The sequence below is a fragment of the Streptomyces coryli genome (assembly GCF_011044975.1).
GTDB classification, from domain to species: Bacteria; Actinomycetota; Actinomycetes; order Streptomycetales; family Streptomycetaceae; genus Streptomyces; species Streptomyces coryli.
The window spans coordinates 12,330-32,260 of sequence record NZ_JAAKZV010000009.1 but is presented as its reverse complement, the minus strand read 5'-3'; the positions used below and the strand labels follow the sequence as shown (position 1 = coordinate 32,260).

The 19,931-nt window shown below is 71.5% G+C and carries 14 protein-coding genes; 5 read left to right on the top strand and 9 right to left on the bottom strand.

What is annotated here, in order from left to right:
• Positions 1 to 15: 15 nt before the first annotated feature.
• The 5 genes from pflA to G5C51_RS04145 all read right to left on the bottom strand — a co-directional run bounded on the left by pflA (position 16) and on the right by G5C51_RS04145 (position 8,393).
• Positions 16 to 807 (bottom strand): pyruvate formate-lyase-activating protein, encoded by a 792-nt coding sequence (pflA, locus tag G5C51_RS04165; RefSeq protein ID WP_165231788.1) that lies wholly within the window; start codon positions 805 to 807, stop codon positions 16 to 18.
• The gene (gene pflB, locus G5C51_RS04160) at positions 807 to 3,065 is read right to left on the bottom strand and encodes a formate C-acetyltransferase (RefSeq protein ID WP_165231785.1); all 2,259 of its coding nucleotides are present in this window, start codon (positions 3,063 to 3,065) and stop codon (positions 807 to 809) included. The genes pflA and pflB overlap by 1 nt, the downstream gene beginning before the upstream one ends.
• A gap of 7 nt (positions 3,066 to 3,072) precedes the next feature.
• Positions 3,073 to 5,658 (bottom strand): bifunctional acetaldehyde-CoA/alcohol dehydrogenase, encoded by a 2,586-nt coding sequence (gene adhE, locus G5C51_RS04155; protein WP_338118006.1) that lies wholly within the window; start codon positions 5,656 to 5,658, stop codon positions 3,073 to 3,075.
• Between the two features lie 187 nt (positions 5,659 to 5,845).
• Entirely contained in the window at positions 5,846 to 7,081 is a 1,236-nt protein-coding gene (locus tag G5C51_RS04150; RefSeq protein WP_165231778.1) for a low temperature requirement protein A, read from the bottom strand.
• Positions 7,082 to 7,100: 19 nt separating this feature from the next.
• Complete coding sequence (locus G5C51_RS04145; RefSeq protein WP_165231775.1) at positions 7,101 to 8,393, bottom strand: MFS transporter; 1,293 nt, start codon at positions 8,391 to 8,393, stop codon at positions 7,101 to 7,103.
• 130 nt (positions 8,394 to 8,523) lie between these two features.
• Here G5C51_RS04145 and G5C51_RS04140 point away from each other — a divergent pair, with 130 nt between their 5' ends.
• Positions 8,524 to 11,004 (top strand): hypothetical protein, encoded by a 2,481-nt coding sequence (locus G5C51_RS04140; protein WP_165231772.1) that lies wholly within the window; start codon positions 8,524 to 8,526, stop codon positions 11,002 to 11,004.
• A gap of 15 nt (positions 11,005 to 11,019) precedes the next feature.
• Here G5C51_RS04140 and G5C51_RS04135 read toward each other — a convergent pair whose 3' ends face one another.
• Positions 11,020 to 12,198, bottom strand: a complete 1,179-nt coding sequence (locus tag G5C51_RS04135) for a phospholipase D-like domain-containing protein (RefSeq protein ID WP_165231769.1) — start codon at positions 12,196 to 12,198, stop codon at positions 11,020 to 11,022.
• A 134-nt stretch (positions 12,199 to 12,332) separates the two neighbouring features.
• Here G5C51_RS04135 and G5C51_RS04130 point away from each other — a divergent pair, with 134 nt between their 5' ends.
• Positions 12,333 to 12,869, top strand: a complete 537-nt coding sequence (locus tag G5C51_RS04130) for a DUF2165 domain-containing protein (RefSeq protein WP_165231766.1) — start codon at positions 12,333 to 12,335, stop codon at positions 12,867 to 12,869.
• Here the strand turns inward: G5C51_RS04130 and G5C51_RS04125 are convergent.
• Both G5C51_RS04125 and G5C51_RS04120 read right to left on the bottom strand, forming a co-directional pair.
• The gene (locus tag G5C51_RS04125; RefSeq protein ID WP_206313401.1) at positions 12,859 to 13,707 is read right to left on the bottom strand and encodes a GNAT family N-acetyltransferase; all 849 of its coding nucleotides are present in this window, start codon (positions 13,705 to 13,707) and stop codon (positions 12,859 to 12,861) included. The genes G5C51_RS04130 and G5C51_RS04125 overlap by 11 nt on opposite strands.
• Before the next feature lie 9 nt (positions 13,708 to 13,716).
• Positions 13,717 to 14,010: a PNPOx family protein gene (locus tag G5C51_RS04120; RefSeq protein ID WP_420824781.1), complete on the bottom strand. Its 294-nt coding sequence runs from the start codon at positions 14,008 to 14,010 to the stop codon at positions 13,717 to 13,719.
• Between the two features lie 63 nt (positions 14,011 to 14,073).
• Here G5C51_RS04120 and G5C51_RS04115 point away from each other — a divergent pair, with 63 nt between their 5' ends.
• The 3 genes from G5C51_RS04115 to G5C51_RS04105 all read left to right on the top strand — a co-directional run bounded on the left by G5C51_RS04115 (position 14,074) and on the right by G5C51_RS04105 (position 18,303).
• On the top strand, positions 14,074 to 15,609 hold the full coding sequence (locus tag G5C51_RS04115) for an ATP-dependent DNA ligase (RefSeq protein ID WP_165231763.1): 1,536 nt from the start codon (positions 14,074 to 14,076) through the stop codon (positions 15,607 to 15,609).
• Between the two features lie 226 nt (positions 15,610 to 15,835).
• Complete coding sequence (locus tag G5C51_RS04110) at positions 15,836 to 17,188, top strand: type I glutamate--ammonia ligase (protein ID WP_165231760.1); 1,353 nt, start codon at positions 15,836 to 15,838, stop codon at positions 17,186 to 17,188.
• Positions 17,189 to 17,190: 2 nt separating this feature from the next.
• A complete protein-coding gene (locus tag G5C51_RS04105) occupies positions 17,191 to 18,303 on the top strand; it encodes an amidohydrolase family protein (protein ID WP_165231757.1) in 1,113 nt (370 codons plus the stop codon).
• Positions 18,304 to 18,310: 7 nt separating this feature from the next.
• Here G5C51_RS04105 and G5C51_RS04100 read toward each other — a convergent pair whose 3' ends face one another.
• Positions 18,311 to 19,912 (bottom strand): flavin monoamine oxidase family protein, encoded by a 1,602-nt coding sequence (locus tag G5C51_RS04100; protein WP_165231754.1) that lies wholly within the window; start codon positions 19,910 to 19,912, stop codon positions 18,311 to 18,313.
• Positions 19,913 to 19,931: the final 19 nt, after the last annotated feature.

Here is a 19,931-nt window from a genome sequence, read left to right as displayed (position 1 = left end):
GCCCCCCGTTGTACCTCACACGGCGGTCAGGCCCTCCGCCGCGAACAGCGCCTTTGCCTCCGCGACCTGCTCCGGCGTCGGCGCCGGGGTGTCGTGCAGCGCGAAGGGCTTGCCCAACGCCTCCCACTTCGCCTCGCCGAGCTTGTGGAAGGGCAGCACGTCGACCCGCGAGACATTGCCGAGGGAGCCGGCGAAGGCGGCGACGCGCTCGATGTTCGCCGGGTCGTCGGTGAGGCCCGGCACGAGCACGAAGCGCACCCACACCTCCTTCTCCAATTCCGCCAGCCGGCGGGCGAAGTCGAGCGTCGGCTCCAGCTCCCGGCCGGTGACCTTCCGGTACGTCGCCCGGTCCCACGACTTGATGTCGAGCAGCACCAGGTCCACGTCCCGCAGCAGGGCGTCCGTGGCGCGGTCGCCGAGGTAGCCGGAGGTGTCCAGCGCCGTGTGATAGCCGAGCTCGTGCTTGAAGCGGTGGAACAGCTCCCCGGCGAAGACCGGCTGCAGCAGCGGCTCGCCGCCGCTGATGGTGGCGCCGCCGCCCGCGGCCTGGATGAACCGCCGGTACTTGGCGGCCTCGGCGACGACCTCGTCCACGGTGACCCGGCGGCCGTTGCGCATCCGCATCGTGTCCGGGTTCTGGCAGTACAGGCACTGCAGCGGGCAGCCGGACAGGAACGTCACGAACCGGCTGCCGGGCCCGTCCACGCCGGTGGACAGGTCCCAGGAGTGCACGGTCCCGGTGACCGGGCGGCTCTCCGGGTAGAGAGCCGCACCGGCCGGGGTGACGGCGCCGGCGGCGAAGGCCATCAGAGCGCCCCGTGGAACGTCCGGTTGATCACGTCCAGCTGCTGCTCGCGCGTCAGCCGGACGAAGTTCACCGCGTAGCCGGAGACCCGGATGGTGAGCTGCGGATAGTTCTCCGGGTGCTCCATGGCGTCCTCGAGGGTCGCCTTGTTGAGGACGTTGACGTTCATGTGGAAGCCGCCGCTGGCCATGTAGCCGTCCAGCACGCCGGAGAGGTTGCGGATCCGCTCGTCCTCCGTGCGGCCCAGCGCGTCGGGCGTCACCGTGTTCGTCAGCGAGATGCCGTCCTCGGCGTCGTCGTACGGCAGCTTGGCCACCGACAGGGCCGAGGCGATATAGCCGTGCTCGTCGCGGCCGTTCATCGGGTTGGCGCCGGGCGCGAACGGCTCGCCGGCGCGGCGGCCGTCCGGGGTGTTGCCGGTCTTCTTGCCGTAGACGACGTTCGAGGTGATGGTCAGGATCGACTGCGTGTGCACCGCGTCGCGGTACGTCGGGTACTTGCGCAGCTTCTCCATGAAGTCGTGCACGATCCGCACGGCCAGCTCGTCGGCGCGGTCGTCGTTGTTGCCGTACGCCGGGTAGTCGCCCTCGATCTCGAAGTCGACGGCGAGCCCGGACTCGTCGCGGACCGGCCGCACCTTGGCGTACTTGATCGCCGCGAGGGAGTCGGCGGCGACGGACAGGCCTGCCGCGCCGAAGGCCATGGTGCGCATGGGCGCGTAGTCGTGCAGCGCCATCTCGATGCGCTCGTAGGCGTACTTGTCGTGCATGTAGTGGATGACGTTCATCGAGTGCACGTACGTCTTGGCCAGCCAGTCCAGCAGCTGGTCGTAGCGCGCGGCCACGGTCTCGTAGTCGAGCACCTCGTCGGTGATCGGCTCGAAGCCCTCGGCGACGAGCTCGCCGGTCTTCTCGTCCCGGCCGCCGTTGATCGCGTACAGCAGCGCCTTGGCGACGTTGACGCGGGCGCCGAAGAACTGCATCTGCTTGCCGGTCGCCGACGGGGAGACGCAGCACGCGATGGCCGTGTCGTCGCCGTACTTGGGCCGCATCAGTTCGTCCGACTCGAACTGGATCGCCGAGGTGTCGATCGCGACCTTGGAGGCGAAGTCCTTGAAACCCTGCGGCAGTCGGTCGGACCAGAAGACCGTCAGGTTCGGCTCCGGCGCCGGGCCGAGGTTGTACAGGGTCTGCAGGAAGCGGAAGGACGAGCGGGTCACCAGCGGGCGGCCGTCCTCGCCGACGCCGCCGATGGACTCGGTCACCCAGGTCGGGTCGCCGGAGAAGCCCTGGTTGAAGTCGTGGGTGCGCAGGAAGCGGACGATGCGCAGCTTGATCACGAAGTCGTCGATCAGCTCCTGCGCCTGCTCCTCGGTGAGCACGCCGCGCTCGATGTCCCGCTGCAGGTAGATGTCGAGGAAGGTGGAGGTGCGGCCCAGCGACATCGCGGCGCCGTTCTGCTCCTTCACCGCAGCCAGGTAGGCGAAGTACGTCCACTGGATCGCCGCGTGGCCGGTGGTGGCGGGCCCGGAGATGTCGTAGCCGTACGAAGCCGCCATGGTCTTGAGCTCGCGGAGCGCCTTGACCTGCTCCGCCAGCTCCTCGCGGTCGCGGATGTTGGCGTCGCTGGGCCATTCCGCGCCGACGGCGGCCCGCTCGGCCTCCTTGGCCTCGATCAGCCGGTCCACGCCGTAGAGCGCGACGCGGCGGTAGTCGCCGATGATGCGGCCGCGGCCGTACGCGTCGGGCAGCCCGGTGATGACGCCGGAGCTGCGGCAGGCGCGGATCTCGGGGGTGTAGGCGTCGAAGGTGCCGTCGTTGTGGGTCTTGCGGAGCTTGGTGTAGATCTCCTTGACCTGCGGGTCCGGCTCGTAGCCGTAGTCGCGCAGCGAGGACTCCACCATCCGCCAGCCGCCGTTGGGCATGATGGCGCGCTTCAGCGGGGCGTCGGTCTGCAGGCCGACGATCAGGTCGAGATCCGGGTCGATGTAGCCGGGGCCGAAGGCGTCGATACGGGACGGGGTGTGCACGTCCACGTCGTGGATGCCGCGCTCGTTCTCCACCGGGAACATCGCCATCAGCCGCTGCCACACCGCCTGGGTGCGGATGGTCGGCCCGGCGAGGAAGGCGGCGTCGCCCTCGTACGGGGTGTAGTTCTGCTGGATGAAGTCGCGGACGTCCACGGCGTCGCGCCACAGGCCGCCCTTGAAGCCGTCCCAGGCATTCGGCGTCGCCGTCTTCTCTGCGGGGGTGGCGGTCATTTCTCGGTCACTCACCTTTCTCGGTGCCGTAGTAGGACTGCTTCATGAGGGCTTCGATGTCGCCGAGCATCGGCATCCGCGGGTTGGCGGGTGCGCACTGGTCGGCGTAGGCGTTACGGATCTGCTGCGGAAGGGCAGCGAGGAACTCCTGCTCGTCGACGCCGGCTTCGGCGAAGGAGGCCGGGATGCCGCACTTGGCGCGCAGCTCCTCGACGGCGCGGGCGTAGGACTCCACGCCCTCCTCGGGCGTCGCGGCGGGCAGGCCCAGCGCCTGGGCGATCTGCTGCAGCCGCTCGGCGGCCTGGTAGGTCTCGGCCTTCGGCCAGGGGGTGGCCTTGCCCGTGACGGTGCCGTTGTGGCGGATCACGTGCGGGAGGAGGAGGGCGTTCGTGCGGCCGTGGGCGACCTTGAAGGTGTTGCCGAGGGTGTGCGCCATGGCGTGGACGAGGCCGAGGAACGAGTTGGCGAAGGCCATGCCCGCGACGGTCGAGGCGTTGTGCATCTTCTCGCGCGCCTCGGGGTCGTTGGCCCCGTCGCGAACGCACCGCTCCAGATTCCCGAAGATCAGCTTGATGGCCTGCAGGCACAGCCCGTCGGTGTAGTCGCTGGCGTAGACCGAGAGATACGCCTCGGTGGCGTGGGTCAGCGCGTCGAAGCCGGAGTCGGCGGTGACGTGCGGCGGCAGCGTCTTGGTCAGCACCGGGTCGACGATCGCGACGTCCGGGGTGAGGGCGTAGTCGGCGAGCGGATACTTCTGGGCGGCTATCGGGTCGGAGATCACCGCGAACGGCGTGACTTCCGAGCCGGTCCCTGAAGTCGTCGGGATCGCGACCAGCTTCGCCTTTTCCCCCAGCTTCGGGAAGGTGTAGGTCCGCTTGCGGATGTCGAAGAACTTCTCCTTCGTGTCCGCGAACGCCACCTCCGGGTGCTCGTACAGCAGCCACATCACCTTCGCCGCGTCCAGCGGCGACCCGCCGCCGAGCGCGATGATCGTGTCCGGCCCGAAGTCCCGCATCCGGGCGGCGCCGGCCTCGACGGTGGCGAGCTCGGGGTTGGGCTCCACGTCGTCGATGATCTGGAGGCTGACGGCCTCGGCACGGCTGCCGAGGATGTCGGTGACCTTACGGAGCACGCCCAGCTCGCCCATCGTCCGGTCGGTGACGACAGTGACCTTGCGCAGGCCCTCCATCTCGCCGAGGTAGCGCAGCGAGCCCTGCTCGAAGTAGATCCGCGGCGGGACCTTGAACCACTGCATGTTGGTGTTCCGGCGACCGACCCGCTTGATGTTCAGCAGGTTCACCGCGGAGACGTTGTTGGAGACGGAGTTGCGCCCGTACGAGCCGCAGCCCAGCGTCAGCGACGGGAGGAAGGCGTTGTAGACATCGCCGATGCCGCCGAAGGTGCTCGGCGCGTTGACGATGACCCGGATCGCCTTGACCCGCTTGCCGAACTCCTCGGCCAGCTCCTCGTCCTCGGTGTGGATCGCGGCGGAGTGGCCGAGGCCGTCGAACTCCACCATCTGCTCGGCGAGCTTCATGCCGTGCTCGGTGTCGGAAGCCTCCAGCACGGCCAGCACTGGCGAGAGCTTCTCGCGGGTCAGCGGCTCCTGCGGCCCGACCGAGTCGACCTGGGCGGCGAGGACGAGGGTGTCGCCGGGGACGGTGAAGCCGGCCTGCTCGGCGATCCAGGGGGCGGGCTTGCCGACGACGGCGGCGTTGAGCTTGCCGCCGGGGAAGACGTACTCCTCCAGCAGCTGCTTCTCCTCCACCGTCACGAAGTACGTCTGCAGCCGGCCCATCTCGACGATGCCGCGGTCGTAGACCTCGGTGTCGAGGATGACCGCCTGCTCGGAGGCGCAGATCATGCCGTTGTCGAAGGCCTTGGAGAGCACGACGTCGTGGATGGCGCGGCCCAGCTTGGCGGTCTTGGTGATGTACGCGGGGACGTTGCCCGCGCCGACGCCCAGGGCGGGCTTGCCGCAGGAGTAGGCGGCCTTGACCATCGCGTTGCCGCCGGTGGCGAGGATGACGGCGACGCCGTCGTGGTTCATCAGCGCGCCGGTCGCCTCGACCGACGGGTGCTCGATCCACTGCACGCAGTGCGCGGGGGCGCCGGCCTCGATCGCGGCGTCGCGGACGATACGGGCGGCCTCGGCGCTGGCGCGCTGGGCGGAGGGGTGGAAGGCGAAGACGATGGGGTTGCGGGTCTTGAGGGCGATGAGCGCCTTGAAGACCGTCGTCGAGGTGGGGTTGGTGACCGGGGTGAGGGCGGCGACGACGCCGACCGGCTCGGCTATCTCCGTAATGCCGCTGAGCTCGTCGCGGGCGATGACGCCGACGGTCTTCAGGCCGCGGAGCGAGTTGGAGACGTGCTCGCAGGCGAAGAGGTTCTTGACGGCCTTGTCCTCGAAGAGGCCGCGGCCGGTCTCCTCGACGGCCAGCTCGGCGAGCTCGCCGTGCGCGCTGAGGGCGGCGAGCGAGGCCGCACCGACTATCCGGTCGACCTCGGCCTGGCCGAGCGCGTCGAAGTCCCGCAGGGCTTTGCCGGCGGCCTCGACGAGGGCGCCGACCTGGGTTTCCGCTTCCGTGACCACTGAGCCACCTCCACAGCTCGTGAAAACTTTCACAAGCACAGCGTATCACCAATTCGGACATATCCATGGCTTGGGGTGCATTCGACCTTGGATCGGGAGGTACGCGTACGTTCCCTACCCTATGAATACAGGCGGCCACGGAGCGGCAGCAGGGACCGACCGGCCCTCGAGGCGGTACGGACGGCCCTCACGCGGGCTGCGCGCCGCGCGGGCGCAGCCACTCCACGTACCCGAGCAGACCCCAGACCGCCGCCGCGACCAGCAGCCACGCCACCGCGACCACGGGCAGCGCGGCGCCGAAGAAGCCGATCGCGAGGGCCAGCGCCAGCGGCGGCAGCAGGTGGACGACGAGGCCGCCCCAGCGGACGGGCGCCGCCGCCAGGTGCCGCGATGCCATGGCCGCGACGGTGGCGATGACGACGTAGGTGGCGAAGCTCGCGGAGAGCACCCAGCGGATGTTGTCCGGCAGCTCGCCGTGCCGGTGCTCCATCGACGCGCCGAGGCCGGCGGCGAGGGCGGTCAGCGCGCCGTTGGTGACGCAGTGCAGGAGCAGCACCAGGCGCGGCTCGACCGCAGCCTCGCGCAGGTTCGGCACGCCGCCGTAGCCGTGCACGAGCGACAGCTGCCAGATGGATACGAGCAGCAGGAAGCCGGCGAGCGCCAGCGCTCGCAGCGTGTGGTCCCAGCCGGCGCCGGAGCCGACGGCGACGAGCTGGGCGACGCTCTCGCCGAGCACGATGATGGTGAACAGGCCGAGCCGCTCGCCCAGGTGGGCCGGGTCGAGATGGGTGACGTGGAAGTCGAATCGGCCGTCATCCCGGCGGGAGCGCCGCCCGGCTCGCTGCTTCGCCAAGTCGCGGCGGGCGTCAAGGTTCTCCTGGAATCTGCGGGCCGACATGCTGAGCGTGGCCCACAGGTCGATGGCCAGGCCCGCGGCCCAGAGCCAGTAGCGCGCCTGCCCGTCCACCCAGATCGAGACGATCCAGGGCGTCACGCCCGCGGTGAACTGCGCGACGGGCCAGTCCATGAGCACCTCGCGGCGGCCCCGCCAGGCCCGGTTCGCGACGGTGCGCAGCACCACGTAGGTGACAGCGAACACCTGCAGATGCTCACCCTCGTGCACCCCCGCCACGGACGCGGCCAGGACGGCCATGCCGAGCATGCCGATCAGCATGGTCCAGGTGCGCGCCCGGTCGCCGGCGACGTTGCCGTAGACCGTGAAGCACATCCAGATGGTCCAGAACGCGACGTACATGACGGTGAACAGCCCGAAGTCCGCCAGGGACGGCTCGCCGTGCAGTACGTGCGCCAGCTGCGCCGTACCCGCGACGACGATCAGGTCGAAGAAGAGTTCCAGCCACGAGGCGTGGCGCTCCTCGGTCAGGGTTGGCTGCGCCTGCTTCTCGTTCTGCACATCTGACACATAGTCACCATAAGGGACACTACCGCCGCAGGCCGCGCGCGAAGATCCGGGCGGGCTTTTTCGCCGGCGGAGTGCCGTCCACCCGGCGCAGGTTGCGGATCGCCGGTACGGACAGCAGCGCGATCGCCACACCCACCGACACCACCGCGTTGAACCCCAGCACGGCGCGCGCCCCGAAGAGCCCCGCCGCGGGACCGGCGAGGGCCTGGCCCACGGGTGCCATCGCCACCGATCCCGCCACGTCGTAGGCGTGCACCCGGCTGCGGACGTCGGCCGGCACCTGGGTCAGGATGCTGGTCGTCCACATCACGCCCCAGAAGGCGTTGGCCGCGCCGGTCAGCGCGAGCCCGGCGGCGATCGCCGGCACCGGCAGCCCGAGCGCCACCGACGCCGGCTGCAGCCAGTACAGCAACAGCGCGGCGCCCCCGGCCCGCAGCGGCCGCACCGGCCGCACCCGCATGGCTATGAGCGCACCGGCCGCCATGCCGGCGCCCATGGCCGAGTTGACGAGCCCGAGCGCGCCGGCGCCGTAATCGGAGACCATCTCGGTCGCGATCAGCGGCATCGTCGGCCCCCAGGACGCGACCATGAGGACCATCCAGATCACGATGACGCCCCACAGCCAGGTGCGGGACCTGAATTCCTGCCACCCCTGCACCAGATCGGACCGGAAGGAGCTCTCCTTCGCCGCCACGGCCTCGCCCGCGTCCGCCGCCGGCAGCCGCAGCAGCGCCAGGCAGACGGCGCTCGCCAGGTAGGTGGTGGCGTACGCGACGAAGACCCCGCCCGGCTCGGTGAGCCCCACCAGCGCACCGGCCACCGCGGGGCCCGCCATGGTCGTCAGGGACTCGATGGTGCGGATGGCCCCGTTCGCGCCGTGCACGTCCGCGGCGATCCGCGGGATGAGGGTGGGCAGGCCGGGCTGGAAGAGCGCGGCGCAGATGCCGTTGACGGCGGACAGCAGGCACAGCTGCCAGACCACGATGTGGTCCGTGTAGAAGAGCCCGGCCATGACGATCTGCACGACGACGCGGACGAGGTCCGCCCCGATCATCAGCACCCGGTTGTTCACCCGGTCCGCGATCACCCCGCCGAAGATCACGAACCCGGCGAAGCACGCCGTCATGCTGGCCAGTACGGCCCCCACCGCCCCGGCCCCGTACCCGCTCAGCACCAGCCCGGCGGCGAGCGCCACCGGCGCCATCATGTCGCCGAGCCGGGCGATGCCGCGGGCGGCGAAGAAGAGCGAGAAGTTCCGGGACCACAGGCCCGCTGGCGGTGTGACGGGTGAGTCCCCGGGGGCAGTTGTCATGATGAGCGCAGTGTCGCCGCGGCCCTTGGTCCGGGCAACCGAATAACGGGCGCCCGAAGACGTCCGATTACGGCCATTCCCGGACGACTCCGCCGGTTCTACGGTGCCCCCACAGGAGGGGGTGGCTGCGATGGCGCAGACCCATGAGTGGATGTTCTACGAGGTCATGTGGCGGACCTGGGCGGGGCGGCATCCGTATCCCGTGCCCTGGTGGCTGCAGCAGGCGTTCCGGCGGTGGAGCGACGACTTCGACGGCGGGCTCTTCGAGTCCAAGGAGGCGGCGCTCGCCTCCAACGCCCTGTACCGCTACTGGCACATGACCGGTGTCAAGGACCACCGCCAGGAGGTGCTCGTCGGCCAGGCGGGCGAGGTGGAGCCGGTCTACGACACGTACGCCCTGGTGCACTTCCTCTTCGAGCCGGGAGCCGGGCTGCTGCAGCTGCCGCAGCTGGGCGGCGAGGTGACGCAGGAGCTGGCGGACGGCGACCTGCCGGTGGTGGTGACCACGTATCGCTCGCCATCGGGTGTCGAGGTAGTACGGCGCACGCTCGGCACCACCGTCGGCGCACGGCAGCGGGCGCTGGTGCTCGACCGGCTCGCGGTCCGCTCGGCCGACGGCGGCGCGCACGAGGGGTGGCTGTGCACCGGGGTGGTGCCGGCGGGGCCGAGCGGCTTCCAGCGGCACGACCGGGCCGGGAACACGGTCGCCGACCGGCGGCTGATCTTCCTGCGCTGGCTGCCGGGGGAGCAGCGGGTGGAGGCGAATACGGGCATGGGCCCGTGCTTCGACACCGCGCCCGCCTACGCCGGGGTGTACGGGAATCCGGACGGCAGCATGGACCCGGAGACGTACCTGGTCCGCAATCCCTTCCACGACCTGGCCAACGGCGGCAAGCTCGGCGGCGCCGAGGAGGCGGTGGACCGGGTGGCCGGGCTGTGCACGGCCGTGTTCGCGTGGCCGTACAAGGTCGGCGGGCGGAGCCCGGAATTCACGCTGGACATGCGGCTGCCGGTGGACGACTTCCGCGGCGACCTGGCGGAGCTCCGCGGCACGCCCGCCGATGAGCTGGAGGCCGCCAACCGGGCCTTCTGGGAGGGCAAACTGCGCGGCGAGGGCACCCGCTTCACGCTGCCGCCGCCGGTGGCGCACCTGCCGGAGCTCTTCCGGACCAGCCGCGCCCAGCTGCTGATCCTCTCCGACCACGGGCAGATCCATCCGGGCCCGACGGTCTACGACTCCTTCTGGATCCGCGACTCCTCGGTGGAGGCCACCGCCTGCGCGCTGGCCGGCGACACGGGCCTGGCCGAGCGGCAGCTGGGCACGCACCACCCGGGCGCCTTCAACCTCGGGCGCGGGCGGATCGGCCCGTGCGCGGAGTACGGCTTCTACGGCGGCTCCCACGAGCGCAACGACCGCGAGTGGGACAGCAACGGCGAGGCGCTGTGGGCCATCGGCCGCTTCGACCGGGTGCGCGGTCCGGCCGCCGCCTTCGGCGCGCGGCTGTTCACCCCGTACGTCATCGACGGCGCCCGCTGGCTGCGCGACAACCGCGACGAGCTCGGCCTGCTGCACAGCGGCTGGAGCGCCGAGCACCTGGGCGAGGCCGACAAGCCGCACTACTGGGACGACCTGTGGGGGCTGGCCGGCCTGTACGAGTCGGCGCGGCTGGCGGAGCGGCTCGGGGAGAGTGGCGCCGCCGCGGAGCTGTGGGCGGCCTTCGACGACCTGAAGCGGGCGACGGCGGCGTCGATCCGGTGGGTGCTGGGCGAGCAGCGGCGGCGCGGCGAGTGGCAGACATACATCCCGACCGGGCCGGCGGACGTCGGCCGGCTGGACTCGACGATGATCGGCGCCCTCGCGTACTTCCACCCGACCCGCCTCTACATGGGCGCGAAGCTGGGCGACGACCTGGACGCGGCCTTCCGCCACACCCTCGACACCATCTGGGCCCGCTTCGTCACCGGCGGCTTCCGCCACAACGCCGCCTGGAACGCGTACGCGCCGTATCTCGGGCAGCAGTTGGCGCACGCGCTACTGCTGATCGGCGATACGGAACGGGCGGACCGGCTGCTGGCCTGGACCGTGGCCGAGGGCAGCGCGACGGTCAGCCGCGCCGACGGCGCGCCGGACCGCTGGCAGGCGACGCTCGGCGCCTGGAACGAGCAGCACGCCTACCCGATCGCCTCGGACTTCCGCGAAGTCCCGTCCCGCCCCTGGTACATGGGCGACATGCCGCACGGCTGGGCGGCGGCGGAGAACATCCTGCTGCTCCGCGACACCCTCTTCTTCGAAGCCGACGAGGACGCGGACCCGCACCTGTACGTGGCCCCGGGCGTGCGCCCGCACTGGGTGCCGCAGGGCGAGTCGGTGTCGGTCTCCCCCGCGCCGACCGTCTTCGGCACGCCCTTCGGCTACGAGCTGCGGCACGCCGCCGACGCCCGGAAGGTGACGATCGACGTCACGGCGGCGCCGCGGCACGTGCGGTACGTGTACCCGTGCCGCTTCGGCGAGGTGCGCGCGGCGCGGGCGGACGGACGGCCGCTGCCGGTGACGGGCAATGACGTGCAGGCTCCGGCGGGGACGCGGCGGCTGGAGGTCGAGTACGCGTAGCGGCCGGCTACGGGGTCAGAGCGGCGAGCCGGTGTTGTACGCGTCATTGAAGTGGTCGTAGAACGCGTCGTACATCGGCTGGCTGTCCTCGACCTTCACGAGAATCTCGTCGTTGTAATGCAACGCCGAATACGTGATGTTGTGGGAGCCGGTGAAGACCAGGGTCCGATTCGCCGCGGAGCCCGCGTATTTGGCGTACACGATGATGGTCTTGTCGTGGACCGGCGCCTTGCGGACGGGTATCCCGGCGTTCTTCAGCTTGGCCAGCGACGCGCTCTGGATGCTCCCGGTACCGACCCAGACCCGGCAGCCGCCCCGTTTCAAGGCCACGATCTTGTCGGTCACCGCGGGGCGGCTGTCCGCGATGGCCGCTTCCATCACGCGGATGCGGCACTCGTCGTCGGCGGTTATGTAGTTGAGCCGGTTGACCACGAGATCGGTGTTCTGCTCCGGCGAGGCGTATACCTGGGTGTGCGACGCGCTGGAGCCGAAGTAGCCGCGCGGGGTCGCGGCGTCGTAGAAGTCGTCGTTGCTGTACGACCTCTCGTTCCACATGGGAGTCCAGAGTTCGGTGGAGAAATTGGTGTACAGCGTCCGGTCGCCGTAGAAGGTGAAGCTGTCGTTGAACTCGTTCTTTCCGGTGGAGTTCGTCATGTTCGGGGTCCCGAACCAGACGACGTTGTCGCGCGGCGTTCCGCTGGAATCCTTGGTCCGCGAGAAGAGGATGTATTTCGCGTGCATGAGGCCGGTGTTGTTCCGCGAGAGGCAGCCCGCGCCGTAGGCGAGGGTGCTGCTCCCGTGGTCGCACCAGCGGTGGTTGGCGCCGAGCAGGGTGGCGAGGTCGGTCGGGGTGCTGTCCTCGTAGTCGCGGCCCAGGCCGTTCTGCACGACCTGGACCCGGACGCCGCGGCTCACCGCGGCCGCGATGGCGTTGTAGACCTCGTCCAGGGTGATGCTGGAGATCGCCATGTGGATGGTCGAGTCCGCGGGCGCTCCATTGATGAGTGCGACCAGATGGTCGATCTGTGCGGGGTCCGCGCCGCCGAGCGCGACGGGGTCGTTGAAGACGATGTCGGCCTGGGTGCTGCCGATGGTCATCGAGACCGCCCGCTGCCCGGCGTGCGCCGGCTGACCCCACAGCAGCAGTCCCCCGATGGCACCGAGCACCAGCACAGTGCGCACGAACCTACGCATGACACGCCTCCCGGGCAGTGACGCCTTGCGGACCTTGCGTGAGGGTTCGTTCGGCCACCTGTGTGGCTGGTGTTGTTACTGTCAACTCCCGAAGAAATTGTCAAGACTTGCGGTTCGAATGGAGCTCCCTGGACATGCAACACGGCCTCGTAGACCGGATCCTGCGCCTTGGCACCCTGCCCGCCGCCGCGGCCGCGCTCACCGGGGCGCTGGCGCTGTACATCACGCTGGTCGCGTTCGGGAACATCACGGATTTCGACTCCAACCAGCAGTTCGTGCAGCACGTGCTGGCGATGGATACGACGTTCAAGGACGACGACCTGATGTGGCGGGCGATCGGCTCCCGCACCGTGCGTAACGTCGCCTACATCGGCATCATCGTGTGGGAGGTGCTCACCGCGATCGTCCTCATCGCGGCGACCGGCTGGTGGATCGGCGCTCTGCGGCGCGGGGTGTACGAGCGGGCGCGGCGGGCCGCGACGCTGGGGCTGGTGATGCTCATGCTGCTGTTCGGGGTCGGCTTCATCGCGATCGGCGGCGAGTGGTTCGCGATGTGGCAGTCCGAGAAGTGGAACGGCCTGGAGGCCGCGAGCCGCAACTTCATGCTGGCCGGCGTCACCCTGCTGCTCATCCACCTGCCATCACGGCACTGGCGGTCGGCTACGCCTTGACGAGCACCGCCCGGGTGTAGAGGAAGGTGAAGCCGCTGCGCTCGGCGTTCTGCTGGGACTTGGACGCCGGCTGGGTGGTGACGACGCCGAGGTCGCAGCCCTCGGCGGCGGCGTCTGCCAGGCGGGCGGCGAGCAGCGCGCTCTGCACACCGCGGCGGCGGTACGCGGGGAGGGTGGCGGCGCCGGTGAGCTGGGCGATGCCGGCTCCGGTGCGCATGCTGGCGCCGCCGGCGATCTCACCGCCGGCGGTCGCTACGTACCGGCGCATCGCGGCGGCGGCGGTCATGTCCCGTACCGCCCGCTCCAGGACCTCGCGCGGGAACTCCTCGTGCGAGGCGACGCCTTGGGCGTCCGGCTGCGCGAAGCCGCCGACGACGGCGTCGAGCCAGGGCCGCAGCTCGTCGGGGGCACTGTGCCGGACGCCGATGCCGGCGGGGGCGGGCGGCCGGGTCGCGTCGTCGGGGTGCGGCGCCCGCCCCAGCACATTCTCGAACCCGACCAGGCGATAGCCACGGGCGGTGAGCCGCTCACCCACCCCGGGATCCGCCAGATGCGCCAGCTCCACCTGCACCGGCGCCCCCACGGCAGCATGCCGCCGCTCGACCTCATCGAGCTCGTCATCCTTCGGCACGCCCCCGAAGCCAAGCCCCGCGACCTTGTTGAGCGGCGAGTCCGCCTCGGAAAAACAGGCAACACCCCCGGCAACCGGCAGCACAAACCCGCCCCCGAGCCGCTCCACGGCCACCCGACTCCCCTCAGCATTAAGCTCCGCCGCAGCCCGCTCAATCCGCTCCCCGAGCTCCAGGCTGCAGAACAGCGGGGTCCGCTCCGTCGTCATATCGCGACCCTAACCGTCCGCGTTCTCCTCCAGCCGCCACGAGTAGACCCACTCGGGCCGGATCCGGATGACCTCCTCGCTGAAGTGCGGGCCCAGGGTGTGCGGTCCGGTGAGCAGCTCCGCCTCGCCGCGGATCTCGACGCCGCGGGGCTTCCATGGGCGGACGCTGGCCAGGTCGTCGACGACCAGCAGGTTCCGCCACTGCGTGGACTTGCCCATGGCGAAGCCGTCGATGAGGGACTCGCCGGTGGGCATGCGGCCGGGGTGCTGGGTGCAGAGGCAGGTCGCTCGATATCGCTGCATGTGGTCATGGGCCAGGTGGCCGAGTCGGTGCGAATGTCGGTGGGGTCCGCGAGGATGGGTCGCATGTTGCTCGATGACGTGGCCAGGACCTCGCGGGACGTCGCGGCGACCTCGTCGCGTACGGAGAAGACCGCGCTGCTCGCGGAGCTGTTCCGGAAGACCGAGCCGGGGACGGCTCCGCTGGTTGTCATGTATCTCGCGGGGCGGTTGCCGCAGCGGAAGATCGGGGTGGGGTGGGCCGCGCTGCGGGAGCCGGTGCCGCCGGCTGCCGCGCCCACGCTGACCGTCACCGGGCTGCACGAGGCCTTCGATCGCATTGCCGCCGTCGCCGGGAAGGGCGCGCAGGGCGAGCGGAAGCGGCTCGTACAGGACCTGATGGGAGCGGCCACCGCCGAGGAGCAGGAGTTCTTGCTGCGGCTGCTCGGCGGGGAGCTGCGGCAGGGGGCGCTGGACGCGTTCGCCGTCGAGGGGCTGGCCGCCGCGACCGGGGCCGCGGCCGCCGACGTGCGGCGGGCCGTGATGCTCGCCGGGTCGCTCGGGACCGTCGCCCGGGAGGTGCTCGCGCGCGGGCCCGAGGCGCTGGCCGAGTTCCGGCTCGGCGTGGGCAAGCCGATCCTGCCCATGCTCGCCACGACCGCCAAGGACGTCGACGAGGCCGTCGACAAGCTCGGCCCGTGCGCCGTCGAGGAGAAGCTGGACGGCATCCGGGTGCAGGTGCACAAGGACGGCGACGACGTCGGCATTTACACCCGTACGCTCGACGAGATCACCGACCGGCTGCCCGAGGTAGTGGCCGCGGCGCGCGAGCTGACCGCCGGGCAGGCGGTGCTCGACGGCGAGGTGATCGCCTTCGGCGAGGACGGCACCCCCAGGCCCTTCCAGGAGGTCGCCAGTCGCGTCGGCTCGCGGGTGGACGTGGCCGCCGCGCAGGCCACCCTCGCCGTGGCGCCGGTCTTCTTCGACCTGCTCTTCGTCGACGGCCGCGACCTCCTCGACGCCCCGGTGCGCGAGCGGCATGCCGAGCTGGCCCGGATCACGCCCGAGCCGCGCCGGGTGCGCCGCGTGGAGGTGGCCGACCCGGCGGACGACAAGGCGCGGGCGGCGGCGCGCGAGTTCGCCGAGGCGACGCTCGCCCGCGGGCATGAGGGCGTGGTGCTCAAGGCCCTCGACTCGGCGTACAGCGCGGGCCGCCGCGGCGCGGCCTGGGTGAAGATCAAGCCGGTGCACACCCTCGACCTGGTGGTGCTCGGCTGCGAGTGGGGGCACGGGCGGCGTACCGGCAAGCTCTCGAATCTGCACCTGGGCGCGCGGCGCGCGGACGGCTCGTTCGCGATGCTCGGCAAGACCTTCAAGGGGCTCACGGACAAGATGCTCGCCTGGCAGACCGAGCGGCTGCAGGAGCTCAAGGAGAGCGACGACGGCTGGGTGGTGCGGGTCCGCCCCGAATTGGTGGTGGAGATCGCCTTCGACGGTGTGCAACGCTCCCCCCGGTATCCGGAAGGCGTCACACTGCGCTTCGCCCGGGTAGTGCGCTATCGCGAGGACAAGACCGCCGAAGAGGCGGACACGGTGGAGACAGTGCTGGCGCTGATGCCCTAGGGCCTGTCTTTCGGATCTTGTCGTCGAGCACGGGGTGGTGCAAGGAACGGGTGAGCGTGCGGTTTGGCTCGTGGCATGGGAGCGTCGTTCGGTGCGTGGCCTCGGCGTGCGGTGTCACCGGTCCTGTGGCGGAGCCACCGGTCCGGGGGCGCCGTGCGGCGAGGGTGCGTGCCGGGCGGCGCGGGACCCGGCAAGATCCGAAAGACAGGTCCTAGGGGAGACGACCATGGCGTTGACCGAGCAGACGGCGGTACGGGCCCGGCAGGAGGCGGCCAGGCTCACCGCTGAAGGTGTTCGCGGGACGGCCGTGACCTGGGTCGACAATGCGGGCATCGCCCGGGTGAAGGGTGTGCCGACCGGGCGGCTGGCGCAGGCCGCGCGGCGCGGGCTCGGGATGTCGCCGGTGTTCGATGTCTTCGCCGTGGACGACTCGATCACCACCAGCCGGTATATCGGCGGCCCGGACGGCGACCTGCGGCTGATCCCCGATCTCGACCGGCTCACCGTCCTGGCCGCGCAGCCCGGTTGGGCCTGGGCCCCGGCCGACCGTTACGACCAGCAGGGCCGGCCGCACCCCGCCTGCCAGCGGCAGTTCGCCCGCCGTATGACCGAGCAGGCCGCGGCCGAGGGGCTGGAGCTCCGGATGGGCTTCGAGACCGAGTGGGTGGCGGTCAGGGCGGCCGAGAGCACCGAGGAGCTCAGCTACCCGACCTCCGCGCCCGCCTACGGGATGGGCCGCCTGGTCGACGCCTCCGCGTATCTCGACGGCATCCTCGCCGCGCTGCACGCCCAGGGCGTCGAGGTGCTGCAGATCCATCCGGAGTACGCGCCGGGCCAGTTCGAGGTCTCCGTCGCGCCCGCCGACCCCGTGGGCGCCGCCGACCTGGCGGTGCTGGTGCGGCACACCATCCGCGCGGTCTCCGCCCAGCACGGCCTGGCCGCCCTGTTCGGCCCGGCCGTCGAGGCCGGCGGCGTCGGCAATGGCGGGCATCTGCATCTGAGCCTGTGGGAGGGCGGCCGCAATCTGTGCCGCGGCGCCGACGGCCCGCAGGGCATGACCGGCGTCAGCGAGGCCTTCCTCGCCGGGGTGCTGGCCGAGCTGCCCGCGCTGCTCGCCATCGGCGCCCCCTCCCCCGCCAGCTACCTGCGGCTCACCCCGTCGCACTGGGCCGGCGTCTACCAGTGCTGGGGCGTGGAGAACCGGGAGGCGGCGATCCGCTTCATCACTGGCGCCCCGGACGACCCCGAGGCCGCGAACGCCGAGGTGAAGTGCGTCGACCAGGCCGCCAACCCGTATCTGCTCACCGGCGCGGTGATCGCCGCGGGCCTCGACGGCGTGGCCCGGCGCCGCACCCTCCCGCCCCCGGTGTCCGGCGACCCGGTGCACGAGGACGTCCAGCCGCGGCTGCCCACCACGCTGCCCGAGTCGCTGGACCACTTCCTGCGCTCAGAGGTGCTGCGCAAGGCGCTCGGCGACCCGCTCTTCGAGTCGATCGCCGCGGTGCGCAGAGCCGAGCACGACCTCTTCGCCGACGCCACGCCGGCCGCCATCGCCGCCGCCACCCGCGGGCGTTACTGACCATGGACCTGCGGCTGCCCCCGCTGGTGGACCACCACTGCCACGGCGTGCTGCGCACCGGCCCCGAACCGGCCGCATTCGAGCGCTATTTGACGGAGTCGGAGGCCCCGGCCGCCCCCGGCACCAGCTATTTCGACAGCCAGCTCGGCTTCGCCGTGCGCCGCTGGTGCCCGCCGCTGCTGGACCTGGAGCCGCACTGCCCGCCCGAGGTGTATCTGGCAAGGCGCAGCGAGCTCGGCGCCGACGAGGCCACCCGCCGGCTGCTGCAGGGCGCCGGCATCGGGGCGTACGTGGTCGACACCGGCCTGCCCGGCGACCAAACGGCCCCCGCCGAGCTGGCGGCGCTCGCCGGGGGCACGGCGACCGCCCACGAGATCGTCCGCCTGGAGACCCTCGCCGAGCGGCTGGCGGCCGGGGCCGCCTCCGGCGCCGATCTGCTCGACGCCGTGGACGCGGCGGTGCCGGACGCGGCCCGTACCGCCGCCGGCTTCAAGTCCATCGCCGCCTACCGCCACGGCCTGGACTTCGACCCGGCGCCACCCGCCCGCGAGGAGGCCGAGCGCGCCGCCGCCCGCTGGCTCGACGCGGGCGGCGGGCGCCTCGAGGACCCAGTGCTGATCCGCCATCTGCTCTGGTCCGCGGTCCGCACCGGCCTCCCCCTCCAGCTGCACACCGGCTTCGGCGATACGGACCTGACCCTGCACCGCGCCGACCCGCTGCTGCTCACCGGCTTCCTGCGCGCCACCGCCCCGCTGGGCGCCCCGATCGTGCTGCTGCACGGCTATCCGTACCACCGCCACGCCGCCTATCTCGCCGCCGTCTTCCCGCACGTCCACGCCGATGTCGGCCTCGCCCTCTCGCACACCGGCGCCCGCGCCGAGGCGGTGCTGGCGGAGGTGCTGGAGCTGGTCCCGTTCGGCAAGCTGCTCTTCTCCACCGACGCGTACGCGCTCCCGGAGCTGTACGTGGCCGGCGCCCAGCTCTTCCGCGCCGCCCTGACCCGGCTGCTCACCCGCTGGACCGGCGACGGCTCCTGGTCCGCGCCCGACGCCCACCGGGTGGCGGCGCTGCTCGCGGCGGGCAACTCCCGCCGGGTGTACGGCCTCCCGGGCTGAACAGCCGTCAGGCCGCCAGCGCCCGCTCGTGGATCGCCGTGACCGCCTGCCGCGCCGAGCAGATCGCGCCGTGCTGCCAGGCGATCACATGGCTGAGCCAGTCCCCGGCGAAGTGGACGTGCCCGGCGGGCCGGTTGAGCAGCCGGTACTCCGGCCCGGTCTGCGACTCCCAGCCGACCCAGCCGCCCTCGATGTGCGGCGTGCGGTGCCAGGCGACGCTGAAGGATTCGGCCAGCTCGGCGCGGTACTTCGCGCCGTGGATCCGCTCGCCGCGGCGCAGCGCCCGCTCCAGGCGCTCGCGGTGCGGCAGTTTGCCGTACGAGACCGCGTCCGCGCCGAAGTTGTAGTAGCCGATCAGGGTGCCGCGGCGGCCGTGATACCCGTACGACGGATACCAGATGGTGGCGAGGTCGTTGTCCGTCGGCGTGATGCCGCCGTAGATGTGCTCGTCGGTCTCCCACCAGCGGCTGCGGTACTCCAGGCCGATCTTGCCGACCGGTGCGGCGGCCGGGTACTTCAGGGCGGCGGTGATGTCCGCACCGAGATTGTGCTTGATCCGCGCCAGCACCATCGGCGGCAGCGCGGCCACCACGAAGTCGCCGCGCGCGACCCGCGAGCGCCCGGCGGCGTCCGTGTACGCCACCTCGGCGCCGTCCGCCAGGTCGGTGACCTCGGTGACCCGGGCTCCGTAAGAGATGCGCTCGCGCCCGATCGCCTTCGCGAGCGCGCGGGGTATCGCGTCCATGCCGCCGACCGGCTGGAACATCAGCATGGCCTGGTCGTAGCCGAACTCGAAGGAGAAGTGCTGTCCGAGCCCGCTCGCGACGACATCCGACAGCGAGGGCACGCCGTCGAGCACCGTGCCCGCCTCGGCGCCCGCGCCGGGCTCCACGGAGTAGCCGCGGCGGTCGCTGCCGGCATAGGCGTATCCGTCCGCCTTGCCCTTCAGGTCGCCGAAGTCCCGCAGGAACTCGATCAGCCGCTCCCGGTCGCCCGCCGTGAGCTCCTTGTCCAGCGCCCCGCGGTCGGTGGCCTTGGCGAGCAGCTCCGAGACGTAGCCGTAGACATCCGCCTTCGCCGTGCGCCAGCGCACCGGCTTGCCGCCCAGCGGGCCGTCGTCGTGGTGGATGTAGGCGTTCGCGTTGGTGTTGGTGAAGACCTCGAGCGGGACGCCGAGTTCGCGGCAGTACTCGAGGGTGACGTGGGACTGCGGCAGCCGTCCCGGGCCCGCGTTCATGTACTGGCCGTCGCTGAAGCGGGCGGTCTGGGTGCGGCCGTCGAGGTCGGTGAGCGTGGTGCCGCTGCGCACGGTCCAGTTGCGGCCGCCGGGGCGGTCCTTCGCCTCCAGGATGCGGCAGTCGTAGCCGGCTTTCCCCAGCTCGTACGCGGCGGCGAGCCCGGCCATGCCGGCGCCGAGTATGACGACCCTGCGGCCGCCGGCCCGGCCCGTAAGGGTGAAGTCGCTGCGCCGGGGCGGCCGGAAGGCCTCCGCGCGGGCGTCGGGCACGGGCGCCAGGCCGAGCGCGCCCATGGCGGAGTAGAGCAGGCCGGCGCCACCGGCGGCGCCGACGGATGTCAGGAAGCTGCGGCGGGATGCGTCCGCGGTCATTCATTCCTCCTCGCCGTGG